General features: G+C 61.4%; 9 protein-coding genes, 3 tRNA genes and 1 pseudogene. 10 read left to right on the top strand and 3 right to left on the bottom strand.

Translation table 11 applies throughout. The features are described 5' to 3' along the window. Positions 1-59: 59 nt before the first annotated feature. Together EYW45_RS02765 and EYW45_RS02760 are read right to left on the bottom strand one after the other, a co-directional pair. Positions 60-144: transfer RNA gene (locus tag EYW45_RS02765), tRNA-Leu, on the bottom strand. A gap of 615 nt (positions 145-759) precedes the next feature. Then, a tRNA-Leu gene (locus EYW45_RS02760) sits at positions 760-844 on the bottom strand. 246 nt (positions 845-1,090) lie between these two features. On the opposite strand from EYW45_RS02760, the gene rnr reads away from it, so the two are divergent. From rnr to EYW45_RS02710, 10 genes and pseudogenes are all read left to right on the top strand, one after another. Beyond that, positions 1,091-3,568 (top strand): ribonuclease R, encoded by a 2,478-nt coding sequence (rnr, locus tag EYW45_RS02755; protein ID WP_235938773.1) that lies wholly within the window; start codon positions 1,091-1,093, stop codon positions 3,566-3,568. Between the two features lie 62 nt (positions 3,569-3,630). After that, positions 3,631-4,368, top strand: coding sequence for a 23S rRNA (guanosine(2251)-2'-O)-methyltransferase RlmB (rlmB, locus tag EYW45_RS02750; protein WP_161133841.1), 738 nt, complete (start codon positions 3,631-3,633; stop codon positions 4,366-4,368). Positions 4,369-4,415: 47 nt separating this feature from the next. After that, positions 4,416-5,672 carry a cystathionine gamma-synthase family protein gene (locus EYW45_RS02745; RefSeq protein WP_161133840.1) on the top strand — a complete coding sequence of 419 codons (1,257 nt, stop codon included), beginning with the start codon at positions 4,416-4,418 and terminating at the stop codon, positions 5,670-5,672. 247 nt (positions 5,673-5,919) lie between these two features. After that, a complete protein-coding gene (locus EYW45_RS02740) occupies positions 5,920-6,192 on the top strand; it encodes an HU family DNA-binding protein (protein WP_161133839.1) in 273 nt (90 codons plus the stop codon). A 270-nt stretch (positions 6,193-6,462) separates the two neighbouring features. After that, a tRNA-Val gene (locus tag EYW45_RS02735) sits at positions 6,463-6,538 on the top strand. Positions 6,539-6,869: 331 nt separating this feature from the next. After that, entirely contained in the window at positions 6,870-7,715 is an 846-nt protein-coding gene (locus EYW45_RS02730) for an energy transducer TonB (RefSeq protein WP_161133838.1), read from the top strand. A gap of 1 nt (position 7,716) precedes the next feature. Beyond that, the gene (locus EYW45_RS02725; RefSeq protein WP_161133837.1) at positions 7,717-8,544 is read left to right on the top strand and encodes a MotA/TolQ/ExbB proton channel family protein; all 828 of its coding nucleotides are present in this window, start codon (positions 7,717-7,719) and stop codon (positions 8,542-8,544) included. Further along, a pseudogene (locus EYW45_RS02720) lies at positions 8,544-9,029 on the top strand (ExbD/TolR family protein); the annotation flags it as partial. The gene EYW45_RS02725 and the pseudogene EYW45_RS02720, both read left to right, overlap by 1 nt. A 239-nt stretch (positions 9,030-9,268) precedes the next feature. Further along, positions 9,269-9,949, top strand: a complete 681-nt coding sequence (locus EYW45_RS02715; RefSeq protein WP_161133835.1) for a response regulator transcription factor — start codon at positions 9,269-9,271, stop codon at positions 9,947-9,949. Between the two features lie 94 nt (positions 9,950-10,043). Beyond that, positions 10,044-11,066: a sensor histidine kinase gene (locus EYW45_RS02710; RefSeq protein ID WP_235938803.1), complete on the top strand. Its 1,023-nt coding sequence runs from the start codon at positions 10,044-10,046 to the stop codon at positions 11,064-11,066. A 161-nt stretch (positions 11,067-11,227) separates the two neighbouring features. Here the strand turns inward: EYW45_RS02710 and EYW45_RS02705 are convergent, their stop codons facing one another. Further along, on the bottom strand, positions 11,228-12,175 hold the full coding sequence (locus EYW45_RS02705; RefSeq protein ID WP_161133833.1) for a LysR family transcriptional regulator: 948 nt from the start codon (positions 12,173-12,175) through the stop codon (positions 11,228-11,230). Between the last annotated feature and the right edge of the window lie 92 nt (positions 12,176-12,267).

The following is a 12,267-nucleotide window of genomic DNA, read 5'->3' as shown; positions in this document are numbered from 1 at the left end:
GCAGGCAAGAAAAAACCCGCTGACGCTTTCACGTTGCGGGTTCAATCTGTCTTGCTTGATGGTGCCCAGAAGAGGACTCGAACCTCCACACCTTGCGGCACACGGACCTGAACCGTGCGCGTCTACCAATTCCGCCACCTGGGCACTGCTTCCGTTGCGTCGATACTGCTTTGCGCGACAGAGGCGAGATTATGCTGACTTTTTTGAAAACGCGCAAGTCGATTTGTACAGGCCATAATTTGTGGCGTTTTTGCGCCGAATGCGGGGTGTTGTCGGGACGGTCAATGGATCAATGCGCGTCTGATCGGTTTCAGCTTAACGACTGAGATCACCGTGCAGGCGTTGTTGGCGTGACCGCTGCAGCACATGAGGGCGGATCGAGCTCGCTGGCATTGTGTGGCGCCGTGGCGAGGCGACCGTTGCGAGGCAATGGGGTGCCACAGCATGTGCACGAATGGGCAATATGGCTGTGCGCGTGAACGTCCTGATTGAAAGCACAACGATAGGGAGTGCCACACTGTATCGGGCCCTGGGTAACGTCGCTGAAAAGCAAAACGCCCAACATCGAAGGAATCGTTGTCGGGCGTTGCGAATGCTGGAACTACAAAGGGCGGTGCGATGCTGTCTGCGTGGCACCACCTGCACGCATTGGCAATGAGCAATGGCAATGCAGATTGGCAACCAACATCGACAATTGCTGCATCGCAATCAAAACCCGAAAATCGCCTAGGCAAGCAAGGATTTTGATTTAGAATTCTGTGGTGCCCAGGAGAGGACTCGAACCTCCACACCTTGCGGCACACGGACCTGAACCGTGCGCGTCTACCAATTCCGCCACCTGGGCACTGCGATCAAGATGTCATGAAAAGCAGCTTAAATCTCGATCTTGCCGTACAACGTTTCTAGAACTTTGCTGAGTGACTCTTTTTTCGACTCGTTTCTGAGTCGTGTCATCCAGCACTGCTAAAAGCGGATAAATGCGGTAGATAGGTACTTAGGCCAGCAATCTGCGACAATGCGATCTACTAACTGCAGCGCTCACTCTGGGGTAATCCACAGAAGACGTGCATTATAAATGGAACTTTCAGTTTTGGCAAAACGATCAAATAGCGAATCCAATAACAAACGATCCCCAGTCTTGCCGACTACTCCCGTCGATTTCGACCCCGATGTGCCCAGTCGGGAAGCGATCCTCGATGCCTTGAGAAGCGCCGGCTCCCCTTTGTCTCCGGTCGAATTGGCCGAACGGATGGGCATTACCCGCGACGCGACGCAAGTCGGTTTCGACCGTCGTTTGAACGCCATGGAGCGAGATGGGCAATTGATGCCCAACCGCAAAGGCGTGTTGCTTCTGGCCAACAAACTCGATTTCATCGCCGGCAAGGTTCAAGGCCACCGGGATGGGTTCGGGTTTCTTCTGCGTGATGACGGTGGGAAGGACTTCTTCTTATCGCCGCGCGAAATGCTTAAAGTCCTGCATGGCGACCGCGTTCTGGTCAAGCCGTCGGGCGAATACCGCGGCAAGCCTGAGGCGACGATCGTCGAAGTGCTGGAGCGCCGCACGAATCGTCTGGTTGGGCGTCTGTTGCACGAGCGCGGTTTGTCTATCGTGGTGCCGGAAGATCAGCGCATCAAGCACGACATTCTGATTCCGCCCAGCGAAACCAATGGCGCGCAACACGGCCAGGTCGTCACAGTCGATATTCTCGAGCAGCCCACACGCCATACGCAGCCGATGGGCCGCGTATCGGAGGTGCTGGGCGAGATCGACGATCCGGGCATGGAAATCGAAATCGCCGTGCGCAAATTCGACGTTCCGGTTGAGTTTTCGGAAGCGGCGCGCAAGCAGGCAGCGCGTTTGCCGGATACCGTGCGCGACAGCGATCTGGATCAGCGTATCGATTTGCGCGATGTGCCTTTCATCACGATCGACGGCGAAGATGCGCGCGACTTCGATGATGCGGTCTATTGCGAAGCGGTGGAGTTGGGCACGGCCAAGCGCAAGCGTCCGGGTTGGCGCCTGCTGGTCGCCATTGCCGATGTGAGCCATTACGTGCAGGCGGGCGATGCCCTGGATGATGACGCGATCGAGCGCGGCACGAGCGTGTACTTTCCGCGCCGCGTGATCCCGATGTTGCCCGAAACGTTGTCGAATGGTTTGTGTTCGTTGAACCCGAACGTCGACCGTCTCGTGCTCGTGTGCGACATGGTCATCCCGGCCACAGGCGCGACGGCCGGTACGGTGTCGGCCTATCAGTTCTATAACGCGGTGATTCATTCGCACGCGCGCACCACCTATACGAATGTGTGGACGGCATTGCAGCAGCCGACCGGCCCGATGGCTCAAAGCATGAGCCATGTGTTGCCGCACATTCAGGATCTGTATTCGGTGTTCCAGGTCTTGCTGCAAGCACGCAAGACGCGGGGTGCCATCGATTTCGACACGGTCGAAACCAAGATCGTCTGCAATGAGCTCGGTCGCATCGAAAGCATCGTGCCGTCGGTACGCAACGATGCGCACAAGCTGATCGAGGAGTGCATGCTGTGCGCGAATACCTGCGCGGCCGACTTCATGACGCGCAGCAAGCATCCGGGTCTGTACCGCATTCACGAAGGCCCCACGCCCGAGCGTTTGAAGGCGCTGCGTGAGTTTCTGAAGGTGCAGGCGTTGTCGTTGGGCGGGGGCGCGGAGCCGACCGCCTCGGATTACGGCAAGTTGCTCGACACGGTGCGGGCACGACCGGATTATCAACTTCTGCAGACCATGTGCCTGCGATCCATGCAGCAGGCCGTCTACAGCCCGGAGAATGTGGGTCACTTCGGTCTTTCGTATCCGGGTTACACCCACTTCACTTCGCCGATTCGCCGCTATCCCGACTTGCTCACGCATCGCGTGATCAAGGCGTTGCTGGCAGGCAAGCGCTATGTGCCCGATGTGGCTCAGGTGCCGGTGATCGTGGGCGATACGCAGAAGGAGCACGAACATGCGATCTGGGAAAAGCTCGGGCTGATCCTGTCGGCCAGCGAACGCCGCGCCGACGAAGCCTCGCGCGACGTCGAAGCCTGGCTCAAGTGCTGGTTCGTGAAAGAGCGCGTGGGTGAGGATTTCAGCGGGACCGTAACCGGAGTGACAACGTTCGGGATCTTCGTCACGCTGGATACCTTGCACGTAGAAGGGCTCGTGCACGTGTCTGAATTGGGCGGCGAGTACTTCCAGTTCAACGAAGCCATGCACGAGTTGCGCGGCGAACGCACCGGCATGCGCTATCGCCTGACCGATAAGGTGCAGGTACAGGTCGCTCGCGTGGATCTCGAAGCGCGCCGCATCGAATTCAGGTTGGTGGAGGGCACCAGCTTTGACGCGTTGCGCAAGCAGGCGGCGCGCGGCCCGGACGACGCGCCGCGGCGCGTGAAGAAGGCAGCAGCGCCCAAGCCGGCGGCTTTGAAGGGATCGACCTCAAGCGAGCGGCGCGCGCAGGCCAAGCGCGAGGGTTCGGCCAGTGTGAAACGCGAGGCGGTCGCCAAGCGTGCGGCGGCCGGACCGAAGGGCCCGCGCAAGCGGCGCTGACGCGAGCGGGCGCGACCGGGTAAGATGTCGCGCTCGATTCGGGCTTTGTGAGGTTTTATCGTATGGCGGCTACCCAGGTTCTCGCGGGTTTTCACGCGGTGGTGGCGCGCATGCGTCATGCACCCGATTCCATCAAGGACGTTTATGTCGAGGCGTCGCGCCGCGACAAGCGCATGCAGTCCCTCATCGAGCAGGCTGAACGCGCGGGCTGCAAGGTCCACCCCGTTCCTACCGAAAGGCTGGATGGGCTGGCGCGCGGCACCCGTCATCAAGGCGTGGTGGCGTTGGCCGACGAGCGTCAGCTCGCCGTCGATATCGACGACGTGCTCGATGTGATCGAAGAACCCCCGTTTCTGCTCATTCTCGATGGCGTTACCGATCCGCATAATCTGGGAGCGTGCCTGCGCTCGGCGGACGCCGCCGGTGTGCACGCGGTGATTGCGCCGCGCGACCGTGCCGTGGGGTTGAACGCCACGGTGCAACGGGTGGCGTGCGGCGCGGCCGACACGGTGCCTTATTTGATGGTGACCAATCTTGCGCGCACCATGCGTGCGCTCAAGGACCGTGGGGTGTGGCTGGTCGGCACCGACGATCAGGCGGAATCCAGCATGCACCAGGTCGATGCTCGTCAGTCGATGGCCTGGGTAATGGGCGCCGAAGGCGAGGGCATGCGCCGCTTGACGCGCGAGACCTGCGACCAGCTCGTCAATATTCCGATGCGCGGTTCGGTCGAGAGTTTGAACGTATCCGTCGCCAGTGCCGTGTGCCTGTTCGAGACGGTGCGTCAACGCCACGCCTGATCAGTATCCTCACACTTCCATAGCTTCTTTCGTACGGGTAAATCGTCATGTCTACCGATACGCCGCGCAACGGCTTCACCACGACCATTCTGCATTCCGATCGGCGCCACGACGTCGAGCACGGCGCGGTGCACAAGCCCATGCATACGTCGTCCGAGTTCGCTTATGACGACGCCCGCGAACTGGCCGCCGTGTTTCAGGGCAAGGCCGGCTTTACCTATTCGCGTCAGGGCACGCCCACCACCACGGCATTGGAGCGCAAGCTCTCGCAGATGGAAGGGGGTAACGGCACGGTGACGTTTTCCACCGGGATGGCGGCGCTGACCGGAATCTTCGCCAGCCTTCTGCGGCACGGCGATCACCTGGTATGCAGCCAGTTCATTTTCGGCAATACGAACAGCCTGCTCGGCACGTTGATGACATTGGGTGTGGAAATCACGTTTGTGGATGCCACCGATGTCGAGCTGGTGCGTGCGGCGGTGCGTCCCGATACCAAGATGGTGTTCGTTGAAACGATCGCCAATCCGGGCACGCAGGTCGCCGATCTGGCGGCCATCGGCGCGCTGTGCCGCGAGCAGAATCTGGTCTATGTGATCGACGGCACACTGACCTCGCCCTGGTTGTTTCGCGGCAAGGATGTGGGCGCGGCGTTCGTGATGAACTCGCTCTCCAAATATATTGGTGGACACGGCCATGCGTTGGGCGGCTCGGTTACCGACACGGGCGTCTACGATTGGCAGGGTAACGATCGCATCTATGAGGCGTATCGCAAGGGGCCATCGACCTCGTGGGGATTGACGCAGATCAAGAAGAAAGGCCTGCGCGACATGGGGGGCACCCTGGCTGCCGAACCGGCGCACCGCATTGCGGTCGGGGCAGAGACGCTGTCGTTGCGGCTGGAAAAACATTGCACCAACGCGATGGCGCTGGCGCGCTTCCTGCAGGCACATCCTGGCGTTTCGAAGGTGTCGTATCCAGGGTTGGAGGATCACCCGCAGCATGCGCGCGCCAAGGCATTGTTCGATGATCGCTACGGTGGATTATTGGGCGTGGAATTGGCCGACGGCATCGACTGCTTCGATTTTCTGAATGCGCTGCGGGTCGTCATTTTGGCGACGCATTTAGGCGATACCCGAACGTTGGCATTGCCGGCGGCCCACACGATCTATTACGAGATGGGTGGAGAGCGGCGTAAGCAAATGGGTATTGGCGATAGTTTCCTTCGGGTTTCCGTGGGTATCGAAGACGAGGCAGATCTGATTCACGATTTCGATCAGGCGCTGAATCGTTGTATGGGTCGTTGAGCCAGCGTTTACGCGGCTTGACGTCGCATTTTCGCTTGACAGCGCCGGATGGCGCGTGCCTAATACACCCCTGCGTCGCTTGAGGACATTGGCTGAATGGCTGGTGATCCGCAAGCGGCGCAGCAGTTTAGATATTGTGCTTTGTCGCGCAAATCGCATTTCTTTATGCTGTTCGAACGTATGTCGGGTGGGTTGCGCGCTGCGGGCCCGCTCAATGCGCCTACTACCTTGTGAGGGGTAACTCTTAATGAACAAAACCGAACTTATCGACCACATCGCGGCTAAAGCCGATATTTCCAAAGCCGCTGCCGGCCGCTCGCTGGACGCGCTGATCGGCGCCGTCAAGACGACGCTGAAGAAAGGCAACACCGTGACTTTGGTTGGTTTCGGCACGTTCGCCGTCACCGCGCGCGCTGCCCGTACCGGCCGCAACCCGCGCACCGGCGAAACGATCAAGATCAAGAAAGCCAAGGTGCCGAAGTTCCGTCCGGGCAAGGCTCTGAAAGACGCCGTCAACTAATTTGACGCTGTCGCGATCCACGTCGTTTTCGTGGCATCGCACACTTGGCATTTGCTCAAGTCCGCGCGGCTCGTTATACTGCGAGCCGCGTTGCTTCCAACGCTACTGAATAACAGGGCAGGGAAGCCGCAAAGCAGTGAATCATGTCGTGCACGTGATGCAGTACAGGTTATGCAGTTGAAGCAGTACGGCAAGGCATAAGCAAGACGCCTTGGGTAGCGCGAGAAGCGCTGCCACTGTGGCGTTGAAGCGCTGCAGATGAAAGCACCAGGGTGCTTAGCTCAGTTGGTAGAGCGGCGCCTTTACACGGCGTAGGTCGGGGGTTCGAGCCCCTCAGCACCCACCAATAATAAAACCCCGTCGGTTGGCGCAAGCCCCGGCGGGGTTTTTCATTGTGCGACGGTATGTTGAGTCGTCGTCTTGCACGCAGGTGGCTTCGCGCACGTGGCTTCGCAGTGCAGGGCAAGCAGTGCAGGACAAGCGGTGCAGGACAAGCGGTGCAGGACAAGCGGTGCAGGACAAGCGCCGCAGATGTGCCGCAGATGTGCCGCCAATTGACGATCGATCTGCGAATAATTCCCATTTGAGTTATTATGTCGGGCTTGAGCGCGTCTTCATTCGTAGGTTTCCGAGTCGACGGCGCGCGACATTTCCGTTCAATGGTCTCGCACTGATTCATGCCTGAAGTCAAACAAGCCAGATACGCGTCGTCGAACGTCTCCAATGGGATTCGCGTTGCGGCCATCGTGTCTGTGGTGGCTGCGCACGCCGCGGCTGCCAGCCTGCTTTTCATGCAGCCCGAGGAACCGCCGGAGTTGCTCGAGCCCGAAGCCATCATGGTCAGCGTGATCGAGGCGCCGGTGCCTGAGTTGGCGCAAGCCGTGGAGCCCGATCCGTCGCCGGTCGTGGAACCCCCGCCCGAAGTGGTGCCGGAGCCGCCGCCGCCCGAGCCCGAAGTCGAGCCGCCACCACCTGAGCCTGAGCCTGAGCCCGAAGTGGAGCCGGAACCTGAGCCTGAACCGCCACCTCCTGTGGTCGAGAAGGCCCCGGAACCCGCGCCCAAGCCGAAGCCGCCACCAAAGCCAAAACCCAAACCGGTGCCCAAGCCCGTGCCGAAACCCGTCGAGCGCAAGCCTGAGCCGGCGCCGCCGCCACCTCCGGTCGCGTTGCCGCCGGGCGGTGTGCCGATGGGCGAGCAGCGCACGCAAGCGCCGCAGACCGCACCGCAACCCACCGAGCCGCAACTGGTGACGTCGGTGGAGTACCGCGGTTCACGGCCGTTGCCCACCTACCCGAACATCTCGCGCCGTCTGCGCGAAGAGGGCCGGGTCGTGGTGCTCGTGGATATCGATACCAATGGTGACGTCACACGCGCCACCATCGACACGTCGTCGGGCATCGACCGCCTGGACGAGTCAGCCTTGGTTGCAGCGCGTAAAGCGCGCTTCAAACCGCTGACCCGCAATGGGGTCGCCTACCCGGCAAGAGCCAAATTACCATTCGATTTCGTCATGAGGAACTGAGATGTCCAACCTGATCAATCACGCCATGCTGCTGCTGGCACAAGTGAGTCCGGCCGCGCCCGCGGCCGCGGGTGGCGCGGCACCAGCGGCTGCACCCGACATGGGGTTCATGCACTTCGTGGCGCAAAGCGATGCCGTCGGGAAGGGGCTGTTCCTGGTCCTGATCCTGATGTCGCTCGTGTCGTGGTACCTGATTTTCGTCAAAGCGTTCAACAACATGCGCGTGCGCCGTCGCGCGTCTGACTTCCTGAACAAATTTTGGAACGCCAGCTCGCTCGAGCAGGTCGAAAACGAAATCGCCACGCATGGCGCGGGCGACCCGTTTTCGCATCTGGCAAGCCATGCCATGCATGCGCGCGATCACCATTCGCGTTATGGCGCCACCAAGCTTGAAGAAAGCGGTTCGAACGGTGAGTTCGTGCAGCGTACGATGCGCAAAGTGATCGACGAAGAAACCGCCAAGCTCGAGAACGGCCTGACCGTGCTGGCATCGGTAGGCTCCACGGCTCCGTTCGTGGGGTTGTTCGGAACCGTGTGGGGCGTGTATCACGCGCTGGTCAACATCGGCATGTCCGACGGCGTGACCATCAACCGCATCGCCGGTCCCGTGGGCGAAGCGTTGATCATGACCGGCTTGGGCCTGGCCGTCGCCATCCCCGCCGTGCTGGCCTACAACACCTTCGTGCGCAGCAATCGTGTGCTGTTGTCGCGCCTGGATGCGTATGCCCACGATCTGTTCGCTTTCCTGACCACCGGTGCGCAAGTCGCAGTGTCCGACGGCAAGGTGCGCGCGTTGGGCCGTAACGGCGCCAATCGAGGAGCCCAGTAATGGCATTCGGTAGCTTCGACAACAAGGGGTCGGGGGGCGGCGCCATGTCGGAGATCAACATGGTGCCGTTGATCGACGTCATGCTGGTGCTGCTGGTGATTTTCATCATCACTGCGCCGCTGCTGTCTCATTCCATCAAGATCAATTTGCCTCAGGTGAGCGCCGAGCAGGTCGAGGAAGAGCCCAAGGTCGTCGACTTCGCCATCGATCCCGCCGGCCAGCTTTTCATCGACGAGCAGCCGGTTGCGCTGGAAGCCTTGCAGACGCGCTTCGCCGCGTTTGCGGCCGAGAAGCCGCAGCCGCAGATGCGTATTCGCGCCGATCTGAATACCCGCTATGAGGTGTTGGCCGAAGTGATGGGCGCTGCCCGCCGCGCCGGCATGACCCGCATCGGCTTCGTAACGACGCCGAAGGCGGCCGCCAACAGCATGCAGGGCTCGGCAGTGCCGGGTGGTGCGGCCTCGTCGGCAAGCGGTACGACACCCACCACCGGCGCGGGTGCAACACCCGCTGCGGTGTCGCCGGCTGCTGGCGCTGCAGCGCCGGCGCGTGCGCCGGCGGCAGGTGCGGCGCAGAACCGTGCACCGGCATCAGGCACGACCCCGGCGCCCGCCGGCCGATAAGCGACTGCGGCGGGGGCACGCGTGTGCTCCCGCGTCGGCCGTCTAAAAACCATGTCTGCCACGCCTCCCACAATGCGCGTTATCGCGCTAGAATCGTCGCCATGCGAGTTCTCGTAATTGAAGACGACACCACCCTCGGCCACGCGCTCGAGGAATTCCTCACCGATCAGGGCTATGCCGTCGATTGGTTGACTGAGGGCGACCGCGTGCAGGGCGCGCTGGCTGCACAAACCTACGATCTGCTGTTGCTCGACCTCAACCTGCCCGGCATGGGTGGTTTGGATGTCTTGCGGCAACTGCGTCTGGACGGCAATCAAGTGCCGGTGCTCATTCTCACCGCCCGCGATGGTCTCGAAGATCGCGTGGCCGGCCTGGATGCCGGTGCCGACGACTACGTCACCAAACCGTTCGAGTTGCCGGAGCTGGCCGCACGCGTGCGCGTGTTCGGACGGCGCCGTACGGGTCAGGCGCAACCGTTGCTCGAAGTGGGGCCGCTGGTGTTCGATACGGTGGGGCGTGAGGTCCGCGTCAATGGCGAACGGTTGTCCTTGTCGGTACGGGAGCTCTCGGTATTGGAGATGCTGCTGGCCCGTGTGGGCCGTGTGGTCACCAAGCGCCAGATCGTCAATTCGCTGTCGGCATGGGATGCCGATTTCAGCGAAAACGCAGTGGAAGTGTATGTTTATCGTTTGCGCAAGCGCCTTGAAGGCACGGGCGCCAGCATTCAAACGGTGCGCGGCTTCGGCTATCTGCTAGACGTGGATGGCCAGACCTCAGAATAAAGCTGCCGAGGGCGTCGATCCTCGGCCGCAGCAGCGTCACGGCAAAGGCCCGCTGCCCGCCGGCTCGCTGGCTCGCTATCTCGTCGTGCGCTTGCTGCCGGCCATTCTGCTGCTGGTGCTGCTGGACGTATCCGCCACCTGGGTACTCACGCACAAGCTCGACATGGACGTGTGGATGCTGGAAGATTTCTTCTGGCTCGTCGTCATCGCGCAGATTCTGCTCCTGATCTTGTTTGCGTGGGTGGTGGTGCGCGGCGTGCGTGCCGGCCTGCGGTCGGTCAATCATCTGGCTGACGAAATCAGTCAACGCTCGATCGATGATATGCAACCGCTGAGCGTGACGCGCGTGCCCACCGAGATTGAGCCGCTCATCCGCCACACCAACGATCTGCTCAAACGGCTCGACGCGTCCATCATCGCGCAGCGCCGCTTTGTGGGGCATGCCGCGCATCAGTTGCGCACGCCCCTGGCAGGGTTGAAGCTTGAGTCTGAATTGATGCTGGCGCGCACATTGCCCGACGATGTGCGGGTGCGCGCCGAGCGCATCAAGGCGGTCAGCGATCGCATGATCCGGTTGGGGCAGCAACTATTGGTGCTCGCGCGCGCCGATCCTAGCGCACGGCCGCAAGACAGTTTCGTGCGAATCGACTTATGCGAATGGGTGCAAACGAGCGGTGCCGAATGGATACCGCAGACGCGCGCGGCGCAGGTCGAGCTCGATCTGGTGGCGCCCGACTATCCGGTTTGGATCGATGCGGATCCTTTGCTGCTCGATGAGTTGCTGGGCAATTTGATCGACAACGCGTTGCGCTATGGTTCACAGCCCGGCCGGATCAAATTGAACGTGGGCACCAATCCGCCGTCGCTGACCGTGGAGGACGACGGACCAGGGATTCCCGACGACGAACAGGAACGCGTGTTCGATGCGTTCTATCGGTCGCCCGAATCGAAAGTCGGTGGATCGGGGTTGGGGCTGGCGATCGTGCGCGAGATCGCGAATGCGCACGGCGCATGGTGGAAGCTTACGAGTCGCCCAGACTATGCCGGCACGCGTATCTCTGTGATTTTTCCAGGGCCACGCAAGGGCGCCCAACTGACGCGCCACGAACGTATATAAGGCCTGTTCAGGGTTGCGCGTGGCGTGTGACGCAGGCCCTCCTGAAGCGTTGTGCGGCGACTTACACCCGCTACATGGAACCCCGCTGCATGTGAACCTTGCCACGCATTCCGCACCCGGCCCCGGCCACGGCCGTCAGTCAGGCTGGCACGATTCCGTTTTCACTCAAGCCTTCGTTTTTTCCCCGCTTTCAGTGCCGCGGTCGTCTCTGTGGCGAAAAGCGGGGCGAGATCCAATCCTCTGACCAGATCCGCCGTCGCATCGGCCAGGCGGGTGGCATGACGTTGACGCGGCAGGGCCAGCACCAGATCGTTGGTCACGCGCGGCGCGATCAACGTGGCCACATCGAAGCGCCGCTCGGCATGCGGACCCTGAACCGCCGAACGCGGCAACACGGCGCAAGCATGCCCTTGCGACGCCAGCTCCACAATCGTATGCACCGCGTCGACCTCGGCGACCACATCCAGTTGCACGCCTTGCGCTCGGCATACGCGCGTCATTAAGCTGCGCAGGGCATGGGGGTGGCTCGGCATGATCAATGGGTAGCGCGCCAGATCTTCGATCTTGACCTGCCTGGGCAGACGGTAGATCGATGAGGGGGCTGCCGCCAGGACCAAGTCTTCGCTGAAGAGCGATTCGTAGGCGAGCTGCGGGGCGGGCGGCGGATCGTAAAGCAAGGCGAGATCGACGCGACCGGTAAGCAACCACTCACGCACCTGGGTGCTCAGGCCTTCGGCGATCGCGATCGACGCCGCCGGTAGCGCCTGGCGGAACGTGGCGACCAGCAGGGGCGTGAGCACCAGTGCGACACGCGGGGGGAGACCGATCACCACTTTCCCCGACGGGGTGTCGCGCATGCTGCGCAAATCCTCACGCGCTCGCTGGGCGAGTGCGAGCAAGCCCTGCGCATGCTCGATAAAGCGCAGGCCCGCTTCAGTGGGCTCGACACCGCGGCCGTTGCGATAAAGCAGATGCTGCCCCAGATCGGCCTCGAGCAGCCCGACCTGGCGACTCAGCGCGGGCTGCGACACATTGAGTGCCTCGGCCGCTCGCGAGAAGCTGCGGCGTTCGGCCACGGCGATGAAATACTCGATCTGTTTGAAATCCATGGGACGAGAGGGTGAATGCTGCGATCGGGCGGGTAGGGCGCAGCAGGTGGCCTGTTAAGTTATTTGATTTTGTTATATCAGAAATATCGGTT

This window comes from Schauerella aestuarii, from assembly GCF_009866805.1.
Lineage (GTDB): Bacteria > Pseudomonadota > Gammaproteobacteria > Burkholderiales > Burkholderiaceae_B > Schauerella > Schauerella aestuarii.
This window is presented reverse-complemented; position numbering and strand designations above follow the sequence as displayed.